Source organism: Agromyces sp. Y182 (assembly GCF_059445385.1).
Genome location: NZ_JCAIUF010000001.1, coordinates 2,519,689 through 2,540,798 on the forward strand (window position 1 = coordinate 2,519,689; position 21,110 = coordinate 2,540,798).

Consider the following 21,110-nt stretch of genomic DNA (forward strand, 5'->3'; position numbering starts at 1 on the left):
GTCGGTCAGGCGGCTCATTCAGTCGCGGCGTGGTGTTCAGCGGGCGCGGCGCAATCGTGTCAGTCGGTCACGCGGTCGAGCCGTGCCACGCCGATCTGCGAATCGGCCATGCCGTAGAACACGTAGTGCTCGCCCTCGATCTCTTCGATCGCCGTCGGAAAGACGACGTTCGGCACGATGCCGCTGCGCTCCTCTTCGGTCTCGGGCGCGAGCAGCGGCTCGGCGGTGCGCGCGAGCACTCTCGTCGGGTCGTCGGCGTCGAGCAGCATGGCGCCCGCCGCGTAGTTGACCTTCCGCTGCGGCGAGAACTCGCTCTCGATCGTGCCGGTGACGCCATGGTGGATGAGCAGCCAACCCTCGGGCACCCGCAGCGGCGGCGGCCCGCCGCCGATCTTCAGCGCCTCGTACGGGAACTCGGGCGCGGCGAGCATTCGTGATCGGCCCCAGAGGGTGATCGAACGGATGTCGCGGAGCGCCGCGTCGAGCGGAACGTACGCGATCCAGATCGACTGCCGGGCGTCGGTGATACCGGCCGGCAACCGCACGCCCTGGCCGGGCTTCGTCTCGCCGAGATCCCACATCGGTCGGTGCAGCACCGCGAGGCTGGGCGTGCCGTCGGGAGCCGTGATCGGCTCGGGGAAGAACGTCGTGTCCTTGTTGTGGAACAGATTCAGATCCATGTCGAGTTCGTCGTCGTAGCTGAAGAGGGCCGGGCCGAGCCGGCGCCACTCGCGCAGGTCGCTCGAGACGGCGATGGCCGTGCGCGGCCCGAGGGGGCCGTAGGCGACGTAGGTCATGACCCAGCAGCCGAGGGCATCGATGCGTGTGACCCGCGGGTCTTCGACACCGGCGTTGTCGGCGCCGCGCTCCCAGCCGCGGTCTGGCTCGAGCACGACGCCCTCGCGCTCGACGCCGACGGGCACGCCGTTCTCGATCTCGACGCGCGCGAGTCCGACGCGCGAGACGTTGCCCGCCCCGACGAGTCGCGGCAGCAGGTACAGCGTGCCGTCGGGCGCGCGGCCCGAAGCGGGGTTGAGCACACCCTCGACCTCGTTGGGCTCGCCCGGTTCGGGTCGCATGACGACCCCGAGACGAGTGAGCGTGTAGGGAACGGTGGTGGGGATGGACATGTCAGCCTTTCACTCCGGAGCCGAGATCGTTCGAGACGAAATAGCGCTGGAAGATGATGAACAGGGCAACCGCAGGGCCTGCGAGCACGACCGCGCCGGCCATCATCGCCCCGAACGGATTGGAGGTCGACGCCGCGACGTTCGAGATGAAGTTCGCGAGCGACACGGCGAGCGGTTGGAGAGCCGCATCTTTCGTGATGAGGAACGGCCAGAGGAACTCGTTCCACGGCCCGATGAAGGTCAGCAGCACCGCCGTCAGCAGCGCGGGGCGCACGAGCGGCAGGGCCACCGACCAGAGGATCCGGAACTCTCCGGCTCCGTCGATACGCGCAGCGTCGAAGAGCGATGCCGGCAGCTGCAGGAAGTACTGGCGGAAGATGAGCACCGCCGTGGAGTTGATGGCGAACGGCAAGATCATGCCGAGGTAGCTGTCGGAGAGCCCGTAGTCGCGGGCGATCATCACGTAGAGCGGGATCATCAGCAGCTGGAACGGAACCACCTGCACGAGCAGCACGAGCACCAGGGTCGCGCCGCGGCCACGCCACCTCAGCACCGAGAGCGCGTAGCCCGCGATGACACCGAAGACGACCGTGCCGAGCAGCACTCCGCCGGTGAAGATGCCCGAGTTCGCGAGCCCCACGAAGAGGTTCACCCGCTCGTTGATGTTGACGTAGTTCTGCCCGGTGATGTTCGACGGATCAGGGAAGGCGCCCGCGAGCGTCGGGTCGGGATCGGTCTGCAGGGAGCCCACGATCATGTAGTAGAAGGGGAAGAGGAATGCGATCGCGCCGAGCGCGAGCAGCACATACCGCAATACGGTGCTGAAGCGCGTCATGATTCCCTCCCTCCGAGGAAGCGGTACTGGAGCCACGCGATGATCAGCACGAAGATGATGAGGATGACCCCAAGGGCTGACGCGACATCCGGGTTCCCCTGCTCGATGCCCTTCTGGTACATGAGCAGCACGGGCGACGTCGAGGCGCCGTTCGGGCCGCCTCCTCCGGTGAGCAGGTATGGCTCGGTGAAGAGGTTCGCGCCGGTGATGGTGGCGAGCAGGAACACGAGCACCGTCGCCGGGCGCACTCCCGGAACCGTCACCGAGAAGAATCGGCGCACCGCCCCTGCACCGTCGACGGATGCCGCTTCGTAAAGCTCCTTGCCCACGTTCTGCAGGGCCGCGAGGTAGAGCAGGATGTAGAACCCGAGACCCTTCCACGTGACGAACAGCGCGATGGTCGGCATCGCGAGCGCCGAGTTGATGAGCCACGACGGCTCAGGTGCGAGCGGACCGAGGATCTGGTTCACGAGGCCGTTCTGGCTGAACAGGAAGAGCCAGACCGCGACGACGGCGACCGAGGCGGTCACGTACGGCACGTAGTAGCTCACCCGGAAGAACGTGCGAGCGTGCACGACCTTGTCGAGCGCGGTCGCGAGCACCAGGGAGAGCGCGACCGTCAGCGGCACGTTGATGAGCAGGAAGATGCCGACGTTGCCGAACGAGCGCCAGACGGCCGGGTCCTCAATCACGGCGATGTAGTTGTCGAACCCGACGAACGGACGGTCGACCTCGGCGCCGGGGGCGGCGAAGAAGTAGTCCTGGAACGACATCCACACGGAGAAGACGATGGGGTAGGCGAAGATCAGCCCGATGAACAGCAGGTACGGCGTGCTGAGCAGCAGGCCGAGCGGATGCTCCCCGAGCCACCGCTTGCGGCGGCTCGGGGGTGTCTCCTCAGGGTCCGTCGTCGTGCTCGGCGGTGCCGCGACGGTGGTCATGATCGGAGCTCCGATCAGCCCTGGGCGAGTTCGTCGATCTCGGTGGCGGCGTCGGTGAGGAAGGTCTCAACCGGCTCCTCGCCGAAGATCACCGAGTTCGAGTAGCCGTCGCGGAACGTCTGCCAGATCTCGATCGAGTTCGGCACGTTCGGCACCTCGACGGTGCGAGCGGCCTGGTCGCCGAACTGCTGGTAGGCCGGGTTCGCCTCGAAGTAGGCGGGGTACGTCTCGGTCAGGTTCTGCCGAAGCGGCATCTGCCCGGTCTCCTCGAGCCAGACTCCGTCCTGCTCCTCGCTCGTCGAGAACTTCAGCACGTCCCACGCGGTCGCCTGGTTCTTGCACGCCGTGAACATGCCGATGTTCTTGGCATCGCTGAACGTGTAGGTCTCTTCTGGCGCGGTGCCGTCTTGCGTGGGCACCGGAACGGCACCCCAGTCGACGTCGTCGCCGTACACCGAGATGGCCCACGGGCCGACGATCGACATCGCCGAGATGCCGTCGGCGAACGCGTCGCCCTGGTACTGCTCCTTGCCGGCGAGTCCTTCGGAGTAGAGCGTCGCCCAGAACTCGGCGACGGCCGTGCCGTTCTCGTCGTCGAACGTCGCAGCACCGTCTTCGACGAGCAGCGTGCCGCCCGACTGCGCGGCGTAGAGCGGGTAGAAGTCGAACCAGCTCTGGAAGAACTCGCTCGTGGGCGCGGGGTTGATCGCGAACTGCGACGCGCCCGAGGAGACGAGCGTGCGAGCCGTCTCGAGGAACTCGTCGTAGGTGGCGAGCGGGGGATTCTCGGCGTCGAGGCCCGCCTGAGTGAACATCGCCTTGTTGTAGAAGATCATGACGGGGTTCGACTTCCACGGCATCTGGTAGAAGTCGCCGTCGGCCGAGCGGTACTGGTCGGCGAGGTCGCCGCTGCGCTCGGTGATGTAGCCGTCGCCGTCGTCGAACTCGGAGAGGTTCACGAGGCCGCCCTGCTTCTCGAACTGCGGCACGGCCGCGGGCGACGTGTTGTAGACGAGGCACGGCGCATTGCCCGCGGTGATCGCGGCGCCGATGACCTCTTCGCTCGACGCTCCGGCGGGAATCTCTTGAGCCTTGACCTGCTCGTCGGGGTGGTCGGCGTTCCACGCCTCGACCATCTGCTCGCCCCAGGCGATCTCGGCTTCGTTGTTGGAGTACCAGATGGTGATGTCGCCGCGACCTTCTGCGCCGCCATCACCGCCTCCTCCGCTCGTGCACGCGGTGAGGGCGAACGCCCCCGCCGCGGCAACGGCGGTCATCATGATGCGTCGGCGCATGGCCGGCTCCTTTCATCGAGGCGGCGTCGGTGCCGCGCGGGTTCGTACTACGTTCCGGGCGGTGCTGCTGCCGTCGACTCACGCACGATGAGTCGCGGCTCCGCGAGTTCGACGTCGTCGACCGGTTGCCGGGCGATGGCCGCCAGCAGCAGCCGTGCCGATCGGGCGCCCCAGTCGGCGGCATCCGTCGCGACCGAAGTGATGGACGGGAACGTGTGCTCCCCGAGTTCGGTGTTGTCGAAGCCCGTGATGGAGAGGTCGTGCGGCACGCGGAGCCCGGCGCGTTGCGCGACTGCCAGTCCGGCGAGGGCCATCATGTCGTTCGAGTAGACGATCGCGGTCGGTCGTTCGGTGCCGAGTGCGAGCAGCTCGCGGGTGGCCCGTGCCCCGTCGACCGCGCTGAAGTCGGTCTCGACGACACCCACCGGCTCGACGCCACCCGCGATGGTCGCGGCGATGAACGCCTCGGCGCGGCGACGCCCGTGCAGCATGTTCGAGGGGCCCGCGACACAGGCGATGCGGCGGTGGCCGAGAGCGATGAGGTGGTCGACGGCAGCACGGATGCCGCGGCCGTCGTCGACCGAGACCGACGGGAACGGCGACGGGACATCGGGTCGTCCGAGTGTGACGGCGGCGAGACCGAGCTCGTTCACGAGCTGGATGCGGTCGTCGCCGGAGCGGAGATCGGTGAGGAAGACGCCGTCGACCCGCTTGTCGGCTGCGAGCCCGCGATAGGTTGCGGCCTCTTCGCGGCCGGGCGTCGCCCGGGTGAGCACGAGCACCTGGCCGGCGGTCGAGAACTCGCTCTCGACACCGGCGATGAACGCGTGAAAGAAGGGGTCCGCTGCGATGACGTCGACGCTGCGGCCGATCACGAGGCCGAGCGCGTAGGAGCGGTCGACGCTGAGCGACCGGGCCCGCAGGCTCGGGGTCCACCCGAGATGTTGCGCTGCGGCCAGAATGCGGTCGCGCGTCTCGGCGCTGACACCCGGCCGACCGTTCAACGCGAAGGAGACGAGACCCTTGCTGACGCCCGCATGACGTGCGACGTCGGTGATCGTCGGTCGTGCGGCGGGCACGGCGTCTTCGGTCACCAGAAGCTCCATTGGTCGATGCACGATGGCTCGCTTCGCACGTCGGCGTGCGAGGAAGCCCCGATTCCCCTCGGCCGGTCTGGTTTTCGAATTGCGCGGAACTAAACCGGTTTAGCTGAACCATAGTCGCAAGTTCATGACGCCGCAAGGGTCGGCGTTGCACGAGCCGCGGCGCCAGGAGCGGCGTTGTCGGCGTTGTCGGCGCCGACGGCGAGTGCGGCGGCGGCGAGTGCGGCGGCGGCGAGTGGCGGATCGCTCAGACGTCGAGCACGAGCACGAGCACGAGCACGCCACGCTGGGCGGCCTCGCGGCGAGCGACGCCGTACCGCGGCATCCGATCGCTCAGGCCTCGAGCACGCCCTCGGGGTCGCGCACGATGACGCGGGGGCGTCCGTCGCGCGCCGGCCCCAGAAGCGTGGACGCGGCCGCGAACACGCGCTTCGAGCCCTCGCCGACACGGGTCACTTCGGAGAAGTCGAGCACGAGGCATCCGTCATCGCTGATGAAGGGGGTGAGGCGCGTGAGCACCTCTTCGGCGCCGGCGAAGAAGATCTCGCCGCGCAGCATCGCGATGGTGTCGGTGCCGTCGCGCTCGAGTGAGGCGATCGGCGAGAGCGGGGCGCCGTGGTGCTGCAGCATGTGCAGGCCGTGCCGCTGCGAGAGGAGTTCGAGGGTCGCGACGCCGCGTGCGCTGTTGCCGCGGACATCGAGGCGCGGACTGAAGGTGCCGATGCCGAACTGGCCCGGCTGCACCGCCACGATACCGCCGCCGACGCCGCTCTTGGCCGGCAGTCCCACCCGCACGAGCCAGTCGCCCGACGCGTCGTACATGCCGCAGCTCGTCATGACGGCCATGGTCCAGCGGGCGGCGTCTTCACTGATGACGCGTTCGTCGGTCACGGGATTCACGCCGCCGGTCGCGAGCGTCGCCGCCATGATCGCGAGGTCGCGCGCGTTCACGGTGAGCGAGCACTGGCGGAAGTACGCGGTCGTCGCGACATCCGCCGTCGAACCGAGTGTGCCCGCCGAGCGGGTGAGGTAGGCGAGCGCGCGATTGCGATCGCCGGTGGATGCCTCGGACGCGAACACGTCTTCGTCGACCGCGAGGTCGTGGCCGGCGAACCGTTCGAGACCTGCCTGCACGACGGCGAACTTCTCGTCGGCCGTGTCGCCGCGCATGAGCGAGGTCGTCACGATCGCGCCGGCATTGATCATCGGGTTCAGGGGGCGACCGGATGCCGCGTCGAGACTGATCGCGTTGAACGGCTCGCCGCTCGGCTCGAGGCCGACATGCCGAGTCACCTCGGAGAGGCCGAGCGCGTCGACGGCGAGGGCGAACACGAAGGGCTTCGACACCGACTGGATCGTGAACTCCGCGTCGCAGTCGCCCGCCTCGTGCACGATTCCGTGAGCGCTCGCGAGTGCGGCGCCGAGCTGATCGGGCTCGACCGTCGCGAGCTCGGGGATGTACGAGGCGACGGCGCCCTCATTGAGCGGTCGAACGTCGTCGAGCACGGTCTCGAGCATGCGTCGAACGGGATCCCGCAGTTCTGCGGCCATGGGGTCAGCTTAGAAGGTCGGGGGTTGGTGGGGTAGGGGAGATTCGGTCGCGCGGTGGGGATCGGGGTATGCAGCAGACCCGGTGCTCGTGGCACGCGCGGCCGACGCGGCTGACTCCTCCTCCACAGGCGACCGTCGGCCGAAGTTATTCACAGGCTGACCGGCTCTTTCGTGCTTGGTTGAATGTCGGTGGGTCGCGGCAGAATGGCATCATGACCACCACCGCCGAGGCGCTCGAGCAGCTGCGATCCTCGCTCCTCGACGTCGTGCACGTCGGTGATCTGGGGTGCTGGCCTGATGACGAGCTGCTCGCTGTGACGGCGGCGATCGAGGCGGTCGGCCGGGTGATCGATGCGCACCGGGTGGTCTGCGCCGGTGAGATCGGTGAACGTTCGCGGGTCGAGCTGGGCGGTGAGCGGTTGTCGACCCGGCGCGGGTGCCGCTCCGCCGGCGAGCTGCTCGAGCGGGTGACGCAGGTCTCGGGCGGAGAAGCGCGGCGGCGTATCGCGCTCGGCACGGCCACCCGGGCCCGCACGGGTCTGACCGGTGACCTGATGGAGGCGCAATTTCCCGAAGTCGCGGCGGCGCTGGCCGATGGCGAGTTGGGGGCGGATGCCGCGGGCACGATCGTCCGCGAGCTGGGCGGCACCCGGCGAGTCGCCGACCCCGTCGCCCTCCGCACGGCCGAGCGCGAACTCGTCGCCGCCGCCCTCGCATCGGGTGAGGCCCACCCGGTGCGCTGCACGGCCGATGAGCTGCGGGTGCAGGCGCAGGCGTGGGCTGCGTTCCTCGATCAAGACGGCCCCGAACCCGACGACGAGCGGGCGATGAGGCGGCGAGGGTTCCGCCTCGGGCGTGCCCGCGACGGCCTCATTCCCGTCAGCGGCGAACTCCTGCCCGAAGTCGCGGCGGGGCTGCGTCGATTGTTCGATGCGCACCTCGCACCGAGGTCGGGCGGCGGGTTCATGACCGCTGAAGAACGTGCCGACATCGCCCGCAACGGCGAAACCCGAACCGCCGATCAGCAGCGCCACGACGTGATGGCCGCGATCATCGAGACTGCCGCCCGTTCGGGCGAGCACCCGTCCATCGGCGGGGCGGCGCCGACGGTGCTCGTCAGCGTGCGCGCCGCCGATCTGCAGACCGGCCGCGGCGTCGCGCACGCCGACGGCGCCGAGATCCCGGTCTCGCTACGGGCGGCCCGGCAACTGATGTGCACCGGTGGTACGCAGCAGGTCACGTTCGACGACCACGGCCGCATCATCCGGCTCGGCTCACCAGAGCGCTGCTTCACCCCGCACCAACGCCGTGCGATCACGCTCCGCGACGGCGGCTGCCTCATTCCCGGGTGCAGCGTGCCGGCATCCTGGTGCGAGATTCACCATGTCATCCCAGACGTCGACGGCGGCCCGACCCATCCCGACAACGGCGTACTGCTCTGCTGGTTCCACCACCGCACGATCGAGACCTCAGGGTGGGGTATCCGCATGATCGCCGGTGCACCGCAGATCAGGCCGCCCGCATGGCTCGACCCCGGCGGCCGATGGCGCAACACCACGAAATCCCCGACCAGACTCGCCGACTGGCTTGAGCGAAGACCTCCCGAGGTGGCGTGACGGCACCGGCGTGCGCCGTCGAGCCGGTCGCGCCCATCAACGAGATCGGCGCGCGGTCGAGCCGCTCGATGAGGTCGGCGATCACTCTCGTCGTGCTCGACCAGCTCGACCCAAGATCCGCAGCGGTCGCGTGACGGCGCCGTCGCGTGCTGTCGAGCGCTGTCGAACCGATCGACGAGATCGGTGATCGCCCCGACCTGAGCCGACCGGGTCAGGGGCTGTGCCCGACCTGGTCAGCGCGCGAGCGTGACGCCGAGCGTTGCCAGCACGCCGAACACCACGCCCCAGAGCACGATCGAGATGACCTGCCAGAAGATCACCGTGTTGCGGTTCGCGCCGAACGAGACCATCGCGGCCGAAGTGATCTGGCTTGGCAGCATCGTCTGGCCGACGATGCTCACGCCGGCGACGCCGTACTTGTCGAACGCGCGGCGCAGCTTCTCACGGCGCGGGGACTCGACGGGCTCTTCTCCGGCGAGGGCCTTGCCCGCGACGACTTTCGAGCGCACGCCGTGCGCGGACATCACGAAGACCAGCATCGAGATGATGTTGCCGATGACGGCGACGCCGATCGCGAGCGCGGTGGGCAGCCCGATCAGCACTCCGATGACCGAGCCGAAGTACGACTCGACGAACGGGATCGCGGCCACGATCATCACCCCGAGCCACTGGAGGAAGGGGGGAAGGGACGTAGTGAAGTCCTGGAGGGCGTCGATCACGACGAATCCTTTCGTTGGGGTGGCGGTTCGGTTCCATCCTTCGCGGGGCCGCCTGCCGATGGCAGTGCCGCGGTGTCAGGAGTTCGCGTGCGAATCCGCACCGAAGGCCGTGACAAATGTCACTGGCCTAGGCTCGAATCCATGGCTGCCGAACCGTCTCGCAGCGTGCAGACCACGTGGCTGTACACGCTCGGGTCGATCGTGTTCTTCTTCGGGTTCCTCGACTTCATCGTCGCGCTGGCGATGCTCGAGACGTACCGGCAGACGGGCGACCCCACGACCGCCGTGCTCATCGTGCTGCTCCTCGTCGCGTCGGCGACGCAGCTGCGGTACTGCTGGTTCCTCCGCGTCGGGCGTGGCGGTGGCCTGCCGCACCCCGGCTGGACGGCCACCCTCCTCGCTCCCGCTGTCGTCGTCTGGGTGCTCGGTCTCTACTCGCAGGGAAACGAGCTCGCGGCGGCGGTGCCGTTGTGGGCCGCGGCGTGTCTCATTGCATGCCTGCTGCCGAAGACGCAGGGCTGGCTCGTGTTGCTCACCGCGCTCGTCGCGTTGATCGCTCACCCGATGTTCGCGACGACGATCACGGGCGAGCCGTTCACGGTCGCGCGCTCTGGTGTGTGGATGTCCGGCATCTACGCGGCCATGCTGCCCGTCATGCTGCTCACGAGCATGTGGTGGTGGGAGGTCGTCGTCGAGCTCGACCGGCACCGCCGCACCGCCGCCGAGCTCGCGGTGACGCAGGAGCGGTTGCGGTTCGCGTCAGACCTGCACGACATCCAGGGTCACCACCTGCAGGTCATCTCGCTGAAGTCCGAGCTCGCCGAACGGCTGCTCGAGATCGACCCCGCCACTGCTCGCGAGCACCTGCACGAGACGCGCCTGATCGCGAAGCAGGCCCTCGAAGAGACCCGCTCGCTCGTCGCCGGCTACCGGCAGGTCGCGTTCGACGACGAGCTCGAGAACGCCCGCGAAGTGCTCACCGCATCGGGCGCCGAGTGCCGGCTGCGGCTCGGCCCGCTCCCGTCCGAGACGGCGGCGCGGAGCGCGCTCGCATCGGTCGTGCGCGAAGCGACGACGAACATCCTGCGACACAGTGAGGCGACCATGGTGACGATCGAACTGACGACGACGGGCGGGCTCATCGAGCTCGCGATCGAGAACGACGGCGTCGCGGTGACGGATGCCCCGGGGTCGGATGCCCCCGCGCCGGCCGATGCCCGCACCGGCACCGCCCCACGCGCTCAGGGCTCGGGGCTCGCGGGCCTGCGAGAGCGACTCGCCGCCGTCGGCGGCACACTCGAGACGATGACGGATGCCGCGGGCGGCCGCTTCGAACTCCGCGCCGCGGTGCCCGTGGGCGAGCGGGTGGCGGCGTGAGCGGCGGAGGTGTGAGCGGCGCAGGCGCAGGCGACGCGCCACGCAGCATCCGTCTGCTCATCGCCGACGACGAGCACCTCATCCGCGGCGCCCTCATCGCCCTGCTGAACCTCGAGCCCGACATCGAGGTCGTCGCGAGCGCCGACAACGGGGTGACGGCCGTCGAGCAGGCGATCGCGACCGTGCCCGACGTGTGCCTGCTCGACCTCGAGATGCCCGGCGCCGACGGGCTCGAGGCGGCGGCGCGCATCCTCGCCGAAGTGCCGACGCGCGTCGTGATCGTGACGCGGCACGCCCGCCCCGGCGTGCTGCGGCGCGCCCTCGCATCGAAGGTCTCGGGCTTCGTGCCGAAGTCGACGGCCGCCGAAGACCTCGCGCACGTCATCCGCGACGTCGCCGCCGGCCGCCGCTACATCGACCCTGAGATCGCCGCGACGGCGCTCACCGCCGAACGCTGCCCGCTCACCGACCGCGAGCTCGATGCGCTGCGCTACAGCCGGTCGACCACGAGCGTGAAGCAGATCGCCGAACGACTGCACCTCGCGCAGGGCACCGTGCGCAACTACCTCTCGTCGGCGATGACCAAGCTCGACGCAGCATCACGGCACGAGGCAGCCGAGAAGGCGTGGCAGCAGGGCTGGATCTGACTGCGGACCGGCACCACGCGCACCACCGCAGAGGGGCCGCGCCGAGGCATCCGGAGTACCCTGTGACCCAAACCCGAAAGGGGGAACGCAGATGCCGTACTTCATCATCGAGCGCAACTACGCCGAAGACGTTCCGGTGCCACTCGAGGCCGCTCCCGACATCAACCTCATCAACGACGAGGAAGACGTGCGATGGCTGTACTCCTTTCTCTCCGTCGATCGTCGCAGGAGCTACTGCCTGTACGAAGCGCCGTCGATGGAGGCGATCCGAGCCGCCGCCGTGCGCGCCGGAATGCCCGCCGACGTCATCACCGAGGTCGACGGGCGCATGATGCCGAGCGGCACCCTCGCCGGCGTCACCGAATCGGTCTGAGGCTCAGCCGGGCGGGATGTTCTGGTTGAGCCGGAAGACGTTGCCCGGGTCGTACTTGCGCTTGAGTGCCTGGAGCCGGTCGTACTTCTCCGGCCCATAGGCCTGGCGTATGCGTTCCTCGCCCTCGTCCATGAGGAAGTTCATGTAGACGCTCGTGTGGAAGGGCTTCAGGGCCGACCAGAAATCGCGGACCCATTCGCGCTCGACATCGAAGCCTGCGGCCGTCTCCGTTGCCGCGTTGATGTTGAAGGTGTGCCCGACGCCGCGGCCGTTGAAGGCCGTCTCCTCGTCACCGACCCGGGCGACAGCCCCGCCCATCTGCCAGATGGGGAAGCTCGTCAGCGGCGACTGAATGCGCCACGTGTGCTCGACGGTGATGTCGATGACCTCGTCGGAGAGCTCGGCGACGTCGCAGGAGCGCACGTAGTACCACCGACCGTGCGGGAAGGACGGATCGAACATCCCCTGGTGATCGAGGAAGGGCTTCGGGACGCAGAGGTCGAGTACCGGTGAACCGAAGTCCTTGATCGGGCGCACGACTCTCTCGCCCTCTTCGACCGGCCCCGCATAGCAGCAGACCACTCCGACGATGAGCTTGCCGTGCAGCTCGGGGGGAACGAACGGGAGCGGCGGTGCCTTGCGATGCAGCACGATGGTCATCAGCTCGTCGGGTGCGTCGGCGATCCAGTCGCGGTAGAAACGCAGCACCTCGGGCGACTGCTCGATGGGCCAGAAGATCGGGCCGGCGACGACGATCGGGCCCACCTCGACCAGTCGGAAATCGAACCGAGTGACGATGCCGAAGTTGCCTCCGCCGCCGCGCACTCCCCAGAAGAGATCAGCGTTCTCGGTCTCGCTCGCGGTGACGCGTTCGCCTTCCGCGGTGATGAGCTCCACTGACGACAGTCGGTCGATGCTCAGGCCGTGCTTTCGCATGACCCACCCGATTCCACCGCCGAGCGTGAGTCCCGCCACGCCGGTATGCGTGACGATGCCGCTCGGGACCGCGAGCCCGAACGGTTGCGTCGCCTGGTCGACGTCACCGAGCAGCGCCCCGGCCTGCACTCGCGCCGTGCGCGCCTCCGGATCGACCGTGACGCCGCTCATCGGCGCGAGGTCGATCACGATTCCGTCGTCGCACACCGAGAGCCCGGGAAAGCTGTGACCGCCGCCGCGCACGGCGACGGGCAGGCCCGTGCGGCGCGCGAACCGCGTCGCGGCGCCGATGTCCGCGGCCCCGGCGCACCGCGCGATCAAGGCGGGATGACGATCGATCGAGCCGTTCCAGACCTTCCGGCGTTCGTCGTAGGAAGCATCCGTCGGCCGCACAAGCTCGCCGGCGAACCCGGAATCCAGTTCCCTGAGCGCGGCTTCATCGACCGCCACCGAAACATGAGCATCGTTCATGTTGGGATTCATGTCAGCCCCCGTTCCCGCGCATACATCGCGGCTTGGGTGCGGTTCACCGCACCGATCTTCGTGAGAATGTTCCGCACGTGATTCGCCGCAGTGTGCTCGCTGATCACGAGCCGTGCGGCGATGTCGCGATTGCTCCTGCCCTCGGCGATGAGCCCGATGACCTCGCGTTCCCGCGCGGTGAGTCCGCCTCCGACCTCGAGAGCGGATGCCGCTGCGCCCGCGTCGAGCGACCGCAGCACTCGCACCAGGCCGGCGGGTTCGGCGATCGCGCGAGCGCGCTCGGCGAGCGCGGCCGCTTCAGGTGAACCCGGGTCGGCGCGGCGCAGGTGAACGGCCCATGCGGAGAGCGTTCGCGCGACGTGAAGCGGAGCGCCGCTGCGTTCGGCGAGTTCGAGAGAACTCTCGAACCGCTCGACCGGCGACCCTGTGCCGCAGAGGGATTCGATCTCCCCCAGATAACAGTCGGCGGCGCCGAACGGAGCGGCGAACAGGCCCGACATGAGGTTGAGGCCCGAGTACTCCGAGAGCCACTGGTGCAGTCGTTCCGCGACGGCGACGTCGATGTCGCCGAGCCGGACTGCCCCCTCGGCCATGAAGGCGAGACGGGCCGGCCAGTCGCTGGAGTCGCTCGCGTTCGACGCGGTGTGCTCGATGAGCCAGTCGAGCATCCGCCGTGTCGGCGCTTCGAGTCCGAGTTCGGTGTAGAGGGCGAGGAGGCCCGGTGCCCAGCGTTCGGCGGGTGATTCCCCTCCGGTGACGTAGCGGCGAACGTCTTCGATCCGTCCCAACTCCCGGCGCAGCATATAGCTCTGCACGGCGTTGGTGCTCGACATCCCGTCGTCCCGGAAGTCGATTTCGTCGTACCGCAGCTGTCGGCATGCGGCCGCAGCCTCCTCGAGGCGCCCGCCGATGAGGGCCCGCCCGAACCGGACGTGTACCACCCAGTAACCCCAATGCCCGCTCGACTGCCGGCTCATGTTCACGAGGTAGCTCTCGGCCTGGTCGAGCCCGGCGCGGTCGCCGAGGAGATAGCTGTTCGCGAACACATTCATTGTTGCGGCGCCCATCCACTCGTTGCGCATCGATCGCGTCAGTCCGAGCAGCTCGATCGCGCGTTCCTGCCGCTTCGCGACCCCCCGCGGGCGGAGCGTCATGGAGACGATCGAACGGAGCACGGATGTCAGCACCACAGGATGTCCCAGCGCCCGGGCGAGATCGACCGCGCGGTCGCCGATCCGCTCCGCTTCATCGACGGCCCCGGTGAACGCCGTCGCACGGGCGAGCGCCCCGATCGCTTCGACGTACAGGGGGTCGCCGTCGTCCTTCGGAACGTGCGCGAGCCCCGCCGAGAGCAGCTCGAGTGCTCGATGCCCGAGCAGGCCCGGGCGCCAGGAGGCATCCTCGTATCCGATCGCCGCGCGCAGCTGCAGTCGTGGATTCCCTGCGCCCGCAACAAGCTCGTACAGGATTCGCGCCCGCGACGTGTCGATAGCGACATCCCAGCTGCCCGCCGCGCGAAGCAGCAGCTCAGCCTGCTCGTCGCCATCGGGGGAGATCTCGGCCGCTTGCTCGAACAGGCGCCCGGCGTCTTCATACGCGAAGCGGGCCTCCGCGAGCTCGGCAGCGCGGGTCAGGTAGGTCACCGCCCGGTCGCCGAACCCGAGCGCGCGGGCGGCCGAATAGTGGTGGGCGAGTCGCTGGATGAGCCGTGGCACCGCGGGGAAGTTCGACTCGAGCACCTGCGCGATGCGCGCGTGGGTTCGCAGCAGCTCAGTGCTCGGGATGTCGTCGATGACCGCCTGCCGCGCGATGGCGTGCGGGAAGCGGTAGCGATCGCCCGCCAGGCGCGGCGGCTCGATGAGGCCGGCGCGCACCGCGGCATCCATCGCAGAAAGCGTGACGTCGACGGATGCCTCGCTGATGCCGATCAGCTCACTGAGATCGACCTCCTGGCCGAGCACCGCGGCGAGCTCGAGCACCGAGCGCTGGGATGGTTCGAGCGTCGCGATGCGGGACCGCACGATATCGCTGACGGAGTCGGGTAGCTCGATCACGCGCTGGTCGCCTTGGTGCTCGGCCCCGACGACCGGATGCCACATGGCTCTGAGGAGGAACGGATTGCCGCCCGTGAGCTCGCCGAGCACTTCGGCCGACGCGCGGAGACCGACACGCGAGACGCCGGCGCGGGCCGCGACGTACTCGGTGATCTCTGCGGGGGTGAAGGGAGCGAGTCCGATGCGCAATACGCCGCTCAGCCGGGCGAGTGACGCGAGCGTGTCCGCGAGTGCGTCCGACCGGTCCGGCGGTGCGTTTCGAAGGGTGCCGAGCAGCAGTACCCTCGCCTCCGCCGTGCCCTCGACCACCCGGCGAAGGAGTTGAATCGCCGCAGGCCCCGCCCAGTGCAGGTCGTCGAGGGCGAGCACCACCGGGCGTATCGAAGACGCGGCGCGCAGCACGTCGATCACTGCGGAGAACACACGCTCCTGGCCCATCGACCGATCGGCGGCATCCTGGCCCGTTCGATCGAGCACGCCCTCGAGGAGCTCGGCAGAGTCGAGGTCGGAGATGTCGGTCGCCACCTCCCGATACGCCGGAATGAGCGCCCGGAGCGGCTCGTCGAAGGGCTCGAACGGAGCGCCGAGCTCTTGGATGCACGATCCGGCCAGCACCGCGGCGCCGCTCGTGTGGAGCCGTATGCAGACCTCGCTCACGAGCCGAGACTTTCCCGTGCCGGGCTCGCCGCTCACGAAGATCGCGCGCCCCGCGCCGCCGATCGCGTCGAGCCACGCCGACTCGATCGCTTCGACCTCTTCGTGTCGAGCGATGAACGGCGGCTGCCCGGACGTCGTCCAGCCGGCCGGCAGCGCCGGGGCGGACCATTCCCCCATCTGCCCACGATAGTCCGCGACCGCGCTCGCGGCGATGACCCGAATTGACTACGCCGGCGTGCGCGCGAAGATGGCTCGCCCTCGTCATGCGGCGCGGCCGCAGCCTTCCTACCGTGGGGCCAGCAGCGCTCTTCCAGGAGCCTGCATCATGGAAGGACAAGATCATGAACGTTCGCGCGTTCCTCATCATCCCGGCCGTCCTGGCCGTGGGCGTGCTCGCCGGCTGCGGACTGACCGACGGCGGTGCGGGCGCCGGTGCAGGCGCCGCCAAGGTGAAGATGTCATCGACTGAGGTGTGTCACCTGTCCGCGTACATCCGCGAGCGGGCTCCCGAAGGGCTCTGCACCGAGACCGCCGTGGTCGACGACGACCTGTCACCGATCACCGGCCGGTGATCGGAGCGCGGTGACCGGCGTGCGGTGACCGGCGTGCTGTGACCGAATTGCTGTGCCGGGCACCGGTGCGAAAACGGGCCCGACGGGAGTAACCTCCGCGTATGGGTCGACCGATGATCTCGGCGCTTCAGCAGGTCACCGTCGACCTGACGAGTGCCGGTGCGAGCAGTGAGTCGCTCGCGGCTTCCGCGGGCGGCAGTCTCGGCACGGCGCTGTTGCCGCTCATCGCGCTCGCCGCGTCGCTGACCGCCGCGATCTGCGTCGGGTCCCTCGTCGTGGCGTGGCTGCGCAAGCCCGAGGCCGGCAGCTCGCTCGCGCTCGTCGACCCCGAGTCGGCCGGGCTGCTTCCGGTCGGGTTCGTGTCGGGTGCTGCCGCGGCGCGCTGGCTGCCGGCGACGGTCATGCTGCTCGCCGTCAACGGCGTGATCGCGATCCAGGATCGGCGCGACATCCGCGACGCTGGTGATATCCGCGACGTACGTGACGCTGGTGACATCCGTGACGCCGGTGACAGACGTGGCGTCCGCGACACCGGTGGCACCCGCGGCGGCGACGCCGGCCGCGCGCGGGACATCCGGATCGTCTTCGACGGCGCGTACCCGCTCGCCGCCCGCACGGATGTCGATTCGGCGGGCGCCGACGGCACGGTGCTCGCGTTGCTCTCGCCGGGGCTCTCGGGCGGGTCGCGCACGGTCGAACGTGGGGCGTGCGTCGACGCGGACCGTGTCGTGGTGAACAACGGGCTGCTGCTCGATGTCACCCGCGACGGCTTCCGCGACGCGGCGGACTGGTATCGCGAGCCGCGCCCGGTCCGCCGGTTCGGGGCGGCCACGATCGGCGGCGTGGTCGGGGTAGCCCTGGGATTCGTCACACTCGGAGGCGCAGACGACTCTGCGAACTCGATCGCCTGGAGCGCGATCGTCATCGGTGCGTTGGCCCTCGGTTTGCGCGCGCTCCTGCCGCGCTGGATCCCACTGAACTCGGCCGGCCTGCAGCTCCGCGAGCGGGCGAACCGGTGGCGCGAGATCGTCGCGAGCACGGATGTCCCAACCCTCGCCGCAGCCGAGCAGTTGCTGCCATGGGCGGTGCTGTTCGACGAGGCATCCGTGGTTCGGCGCCTTGCCGAGGTTGCCGAGAAGGCGGGCACCGTGCCGACCTGGTATCGCTCGGCCGCCCCGTTCTCGGCGGAGCGACTGGCATCGTGCATCACCGTCGTGGCAGCTGAGCTTTCGCAGCCGATCCGCGTCGGCGGTGGGCTGCTGCAGCGGGGCGAGGACTCCCGGTTCGGCGTCCCGATGATCGGTGACACCAAGGGGTGGGGCGGCGGATACCTCGCGGGCGGCGACGGCACGTTCGGCGACGGCGGCGGGGATGGTTTCGGCGGCGGAGGCGAGGGCGGCTTCGGCGGCTTCGGCGACGGGGGTGGCGGCGGCTTCGGCGGCGGCGGTTTCGACGGCGGCGGTGGCGGTGACGGCGGCGGCACGTGAGCAACGCCGCTGAAGGCGCAGCGTCGGCGCTCGCGCGAGCAGCGCCCCGTCGTGCGGTTCAGATCAGCGCTGCCGTCACCCGTCGAGCACGTCGAGGTCGACCTCGATCTCGTCGCCCTCGCCGATGCCCTCTGCCGTGAGCACGGCCTTCTTCAACGGCAGCGCGTAGGTGCCGCCGCCGGGGAAGATCGAGGTGTTCCATGTGGTGGCGCCGACGGTCGCGACGACGCGCACGGAGTCGAAGCCGCGCGGCATCCGTGGCTGGTCCGAGATGTCGGCGCTCGGCTCGGCCGGAACGTCGACGAAGAACCAGTTTCTGCGCGCCGACCATTCGTAGATCTCGGCGGTGAAACGAATGCGCATGACGCGATGCTACCCGCCGATGTTGCGCGTCGATTGAAGTCCGTCAGGGCGCGGGCGCGAGGCCGGGTACGAGCATCGCGACGCTGCGTTCGGCGAACGCCGCGGCATCCGTCACCTCGCGCTGGCCGTCGTAGGCCGCGAGGAACGCGCGGTGGAACGCGACGCCCACGAGCAGGCGCGCAGCCGACTCGAGGTCGGCATCGGGGCGGATGCGTCCGGCCGCCTGCTCTTCGCCGAGCAGGCGCGCAACGAGCGGCACGGTGCCCTCGGGGCCGTAGCCGTGCGCTCGCACGCCCGCGCGATGCTCGGCGAGCAACTCGGGCGCCCCGAAGATCGACGCCGACATCGGAAAGGTGCGCACGAAGAACGAGAGCAGCGCGGTCACGATGCTCGCGAGCGTCTCGGGCAGCGCTGAGCGAGCGGATGCCTCGGGCAGCTCGATGCGCGGCATCCGCTCGACGAGCACCGCGAGGAAGAGCTCCTGCTTGTCGGCGAAGTGCTTGTAGATGAGGGCCTCTGAGCACCCGGCGGCACGGGCCAGCTCGCGCGTCGTCGCACCGACCACGCCGCGATCGACGAGCACGGTCGCGGCGGCATCGAGGATGCGGTCGCGGGTGGTGGGGAGCTGGGACATCCGGGCCTTCCACTTGACAGGTGAGTGTTCGCTTACCGTATCATCGAGGCAGTGAGTAAATGCTTACTAACCTCCCGAGCTCCTGAAGGACGAACTATGAGAATCGCAGTACTGGGAGCCTCGGGTCGCACCGGCGGCCTCATCGCCGACGCGGCGCGAGTTCGAGGTCACGAGGTGATCGGGGTCGTGCGGCGCGCGGCATCCGCCCCGACCGGCGCCACAGAACGCATCGCCGAAGGCCGCGACGCCGACGCGCTCGCCGCTGCCCTCGACGGGTGCGACGCCGCGGTGTTCGCGATCGGCCCGACCTCGGCGAGCACCGACCACACTGTGATGCGCGAGAGCATGCCGGCACTCGTGGCCGCCATGCGCGACGCCGGGGTGCGACGCCTCGTCGTCGTGAGCGCGAGCGGCCCCTTCACCGACGGCGACGACCCGTTTTTGAAGTTCGTGGCGAAACCGATCGTGCGGCGCATCCTGCGCGAGCCGTTCTCCGACTTCGTCGCGACCGAGCCCGTCGTGCGATCGAGTGCGCTCGACTGGACGATCGTGCGACCGCCGCAGCTCAAAGACGGCGACGCTCGTGGCCGCTACCGTCGTGCGAACGGTGGGGGAGTGCCGTTCGGCATCTCGATCCGCCGGGCCGACCTGGCGGCGGCGGTGCTCGACGTGCTCGAAGACGACGCGACGGTCGGGGCGACGATCACGGTTGCGGCGTAAGGCGCCCAGCGGTCCGGTGGAGGACACCCCTCGGGCGGGGTCTTGCCGCGACATCCGTCACGCGCGTAGGGTCGCGTGCGACTGCGCCATTCACCGACGATCGGAGTCGATATGCCCGCCACAGCGCTTCCGTCCAGCGGCGATCAGCCGGGCCGCGAGCCCGGTGCGGCGAAGACGTGCGATGCGAGCGGCATGGCCGAGATCCACCGTTTCTTCCGCACCGGGTTCGGTGAGGGGCGAGACCTCGTCGAGGGCGTCGCCGAGTCGGATGCCGCGCACGCCGAGGTCGTCGGCGACCACCTCGACCTGCTCTCGGTCAGCCTGCATGCCCATCACGAGGGCGAGGACACGATGCTCTGGGACACGCTCGAAGGCCGTGCGCCCTCGTGCGCCGGGCACGTCGCCCGGATGAAGCAGCAGCACGCCGCGATGCTCGTGCACCTGAACGAGCTCGACGCAGCTCTGCCCGCGTGGCGTGCAAGCGGTCGCTCGACGGATGCCGCGGGCGTGACCGCCGCACTCGAGGGCATCAATGCCGCGCTCGCCGCGCACCTGCCCGACGAGGAGGCGAACATCGTGCCGGTCATGGAGGTGACGCTCACTCCGAAGGAGGTCGACGCGCTCGGCGACCACGGACGCAAGGCGACGCCGAAGGGCAAGATGTTCCTGCAGCTCGGGGCGATCCTCGCCGCGCAGCCCGATGGCGGCGACGAGTGGCAGCGCGAGCATCTGCCCGCGCCGGTTCGGCTCATCTGGCGGGTGATCGGCAAGCCGAAGTACGAGGCGAACCGTGCGGCGCTCGTCGGGGACGCCCGGCCGTAGCCAGAAGTCGAGGGGCTCACTCCGCGCGGAGAGACATCGCAGCGAGGCATCCGCTCGGCCATGAAGTCCGATTCCCGCGGTCGGTAGCGGCCATCGGCGCGCGCGTCGGGGTGAAGATGGAGTCATGCCCCGGCGCCATGCGACCCTGACGACACCCCTTGGCGACCTCTTGATCGTCGCCGAAGGCGACGCGCTCTTCGGCATCTACTTTCCGGGGCACTGGCATCCGCCCGGCGGCAACGCGATCGGCGTCGAGGTCGCCGTGCATGACGATGCGCTCATCATGCGGCTCGGCATCGAGCTCGACGAATACCTCGCGGGGGAGCGAACGACGTTCGATCTGCCGATGGCACCCGTCGGCGACGAGTTCCAGCACGCGGTATGGGCGATGCTCCGCGACATCCCCCACGGCGCGACGACCAGTTACGGCGAACTCGCTGAGCGCCTCGGCGACCGAAACCTCGCCCGGCGAGTCGGCAACGCGGTCGGGCACAACCCGCTCAGCATCGTGGTGCCGTGCCATCGGGTGGTCGGCGCCGACGGGTCCCTCACCGGTTACGCCGGCGGCCTCGAGCGCAAGCGGTTCCTGCTCGAGCTCGAGGGCGCAGCGGTCGTCGCGCAGGGGCGGCTCTTCTAGCGCCGGTGCAACTTCTCGTGCTTCTTCAGCGCCGTATCGAGATCTGGGTGTTGCGGGTGTGATGTTCAGTGGTGGTGGGGGTCTCGATACGCTCCTGCGTCGCTACTCGACCGGCGGGGTGGGGATGTTCGTTGATCGAGTAGGCGCGCCAGCGCCGT

21 protein-coding genes are annotated in these 21,110 nt (G+C 69.3%); 10 read left to right on the plus strand and 11 right to left on the minus strand.

Annotated features, from left to right (window positions below):
• Window positions 1-59: 59 nt before the first annotated feature.
• The 6 genes from AC1C2R_RS11590 to glsA all read right to left on the minus strand — a co-directional run bounded on the left by AC1C2R_RS11590 (window position 60) and on the right by glsA (window position 6,855).
• Window positions 60-1,130, minus strand: coding sequence for a glycoside hydrolase family 130 protein (locus tag AC1C2R_RS11590; protein WP_495380016.1), 1,071 nt, complete (start codon window positions 1,128-1,130; stop codon window positions 60-62).
• A gap of 1 nt (window position 1,131) precedes the next feature.
• Window positions 1,132-1,965: a carbohydrate ABC transporter permease gene (locus AC1C2R_RS11595; RefSeq protein WP_495352641.1), complete on the minus strand. Its 834-nt coding sequence runs from the start codon at window positions 1,963-1,965 to the stop codon at window positions 1,132-1,134.
• Complete coding sequence (locus tag AC1C2R_RS11600) at window positions 1,962-2,906, minus strand: carbohydrate ABC transporter permease (protein ID WP_495352642.1); 945 nt, start codon at window positions 2,904-2,906, stop codon at window positions 1,962-1,964. Before AC1C2R_RS11600 ends, AC1C2R_RS11595 begins: the two co-directional genes overlap by 4 nt.
• Window positions 2,907-2,920: 14 nt before the next feature.
• The gene (locus AC1C2R_RS11605; protein ID WP_495352643.1) at window positions 2,921-4,201 is read right to left on the minus strand and encodes an extracellular solute-binding protein; all 1,281 of its coding nucleotides are present in this window, start codon (window positions 4,199-4,201) and stop codon (window positions 2,921-2,923) included.
• Window positions 4,202-4,248: 47 nt separating this feature from the next.
• Window positions 4,249-5,295 (minus strand): LacI family DNA-binding transcriptional regulator, encoded by a 1,047-nt coding sequence (locus tag AC1C2R_RS11610; RefSeq protein WP_495352644.1) that lies wholly within the window; start codon window positions 5,293-5,295, stop codon window positions 4,249-4,251.
• Between the two features lie 342 nt (window positions 5,296-5,637).
• Window positions 5,638-6,855 (minus strand): glutaminase A, encoded by a 1,218-nt coding sequence (gene glsA / locus AC1C2R_RS11615; RefSeq protein WP_495380017.1) that lies wholly within the window; start codon window positions 6,853-6,855, stop codon window positions 5,638-5,640.
• 212 nt (window positions 6,856-7,067) lie between these two features.
• Here glsA and AC1C2R_RS11620 point away from each other — a divergent pair, with 212 nt between their 5' ends.
• Window positions 7,068-8,471 (plus strand): HNH endonuclease signature motif containing protein, encoded by a 1,404-nt coding sequence (locus tag AC1C2R_RS11620; RefSeq protein WP_495380018.1) that lies wholly within the window; start codon window positions 7,068-7,070, stop codon window positions 8,469-8,471.
• Window positions 8,468-8,605: a hypothetical protein gene (locus tag AC1C2R_RS11625; RefSeq protein ID WP_495380019.1), complete on the plus strand. Its 138-nt coding sequence runs from the start codon at window positions 8,468-8,470 to the stop codon at window positions 8,603-8,605. The genes AC1C2R_RS11620 and AC1C2R_RS11625 overlap by 4 nt, the downstream gene beginning before the upstream one ends.
• Window positions 8,606-8,704: 99 nt before the next feature.
• On the opposite strand, the gene AC1C2R_RS11630 is transcribed toward AC1C2R_RS11625, so the two are convergent.
• A complete protein-coding gene (locus AC1C2R_RS11630) occupies window positions 8,705-9,190 on the minus strand; it encodes a hypothetical protein (protein WP_495352647.1) in 486 nt (161 codons plus the stop codon).
• 141 nt (window positions 9,191-9,331) lie between these two features.
• On the opposite strand from AC1C2R_RS11630, the gene AC1C2R_RS11635 reads away from it, so the two are divergent.
• The 3 genes from AC1C2R_RS11635 to AC1C2R_RS11645 all read left to right on the plus strand — a co-directional run bounded on the left by AC1C2R_RS11635 (window position 9,332) and on the right by AC1C2R_RS11645 (window position 11,587).
• On the plus strand, window positions 9,332-10,567 hold the full coding sequence (locus AC1C2R_RS11635) for a sensor histidine kinase (RefSeq protein WP_495380020.1): 1,236 nt from the start codon (window positions 9,332-9,334) through the stop codon (window positions 10,565-10,567).
• Entirely contained in the window at window positions 10,564-11,214 is a 651-nt protein-coding gene (locus tag AC1C2R_RS11640; RefSeq protein WP_495380021.1) for a response regulator transcription factor, read from the plus strand. Before AC1C2R_RS11635 ends, AC1C2R_RS11640 begins: the two co-directional genes overlap by 4 nt.
• A 91-nt stretch (window positions 11,215-11,305) precedes the next feature.
• Window positions 11,306-11,587, plus strand: a complete 282-nt coding sequence (locus AC1C2R_RS11645) for a DUF4242 domain-containing protein (RefSeq protein ID WP_495380022.1) — start codon at window positions 11,306-11,308, stop codon at window positions 11,585-11,587.
• 3 nt (window positions 11,588-11,590) lie between these two features.
• On the opposite strand, the gene AC1C2R_RS11650 is transcribed toward AC1C2R_RS11645, so the two are convergent.
• Entirely contained in the window at window positions 11,591-12,994 is a 1,404-nt protein-coding gene (locus AC1C2R_RS11650; RefSeq protein WP_495380023.1) for an FAD-binding oxidoreductase, read from the minus strand.
• A gap of 8 nt (window positions 12,995-13,002) precedes the next feature.
• Window positions 13,003-15,894 (minus strand): ATP-binding protein, encoded by a 2,892-nt coding sequence (locus AC1C2R_RS11655; RefSeq protein ID WP_495380024.1) that lies wholly within the window; start codon window positions 15,892-15,894, stop codon window positions 13,003-13,005.
• Window positions 15,895-16,058: 164 nt separating this feature from the next.
• On the opposite strand from AC1C2R_RS11655, the gene AC1C2R_RS11660 reads away from it, so the two are divergent.
• Window positions 16,059-16,289: a hypothetical protein gene (locus AC1C2R_RS11660; protein WP_495380025.1), complete on the plus strand. Its 231-nt coding sequence runs from the start codon at window positions 16,059-16,061 to the stop codon at window positions 16,287-16,289.
• Between the two features lie 101 nt (window positions 16,290-16,390).
• Complete coding sequence (locus AC1C2R_RS11665) at window positions 16,391-17,776, plus strand: hypothetical protein (protein ID WP_495380026.1); 1,386 nt, start codon at window positions 16,391-16,393, stop codon at window positions 17,774-17,776.
• Between the two features lie 75 nt (window positions 17,777-17,851).
• Here AC1C2R_RS11665 and AC1C2R_RS11670 read toward each other — a convergent pair whose 3' ends face one another.
• Together AC1C2R_RS11670 and AC1C2R_RS11675 are read right to left on the minus strand one after the other, a co-directional pair.
• Entirely contained in the window at window positions 17,852-18,139 is a 288-nt protein-coding gene (locus AC1C2R_RS11670; protein ID WP_495380027.1) for a DUF1905 domain-containing protein, read from the minus strand.
• Window positions 18,140-18,182: 43 nt separating this feature from the next.
• On the minus strand, window positions 18,183-18,773 hold the full coding sequence (locus AC1C2R_RS11675) for a TetR/AcrR family transcriptional regulator (RefSeq protein ID WP_495380028.1): 591 nt from the start codon (window positions 18,771-18,773) through the stop codon (window positions 18,183-18,185).
• 96 nt (window positions 18,774-18,869) lie between these two features.
• On the opposite strand from AC1C2R_RS11675, the gene AC1C2R_RS11680 reads away from it, so the two are divergent.
• The 3 genes from AC1C2R_RS11680 (at window position 18,870) to AC1C2R_RS11690 (ending at window position 20,952) form a co-directional block, all read left to right on the plus strand.
• Entirely contained in the window at window positions 18,870-19,493 is a 624-nt protein-coding gene (locus AC1C2R_RS11680) for an NAD(P)-dependent oxidoreductase (protein WP_495380029.1), read from the plus strand.
• Between the two features lie 111 nt (window positions 19,494-19,604).
• Window positions 19,605-20,315 carry a hemerythrin domain-containing protein gene (locus AC1C2R_RS11685; protein WP_495380030.1) on the plus strand — a complete coding sequence of 237 codons (711 nt, stop codon included), beginning with the start codon at window positions 19,605-19,607 and terminating at the stop codon, window positions 20,313-20,315.
• Between the two features lie 124 nt (window positions 20,316-20,439).
• Window positions 20,440-20,952 (plus strand): methylated-DNA--[protein]-cysteine S-methyltransferase, encoded by a 513-nt coding sequence (locus AC1C2R_RS11690; RefSeq protein ID WP_495352658.1) that lies wholly within the window; start codon window positions 20,440-20,442, stop codon window positions 20,950-20,952.
• Window positions 20,953-21,110: the final 158 nt, after the last annotated feature.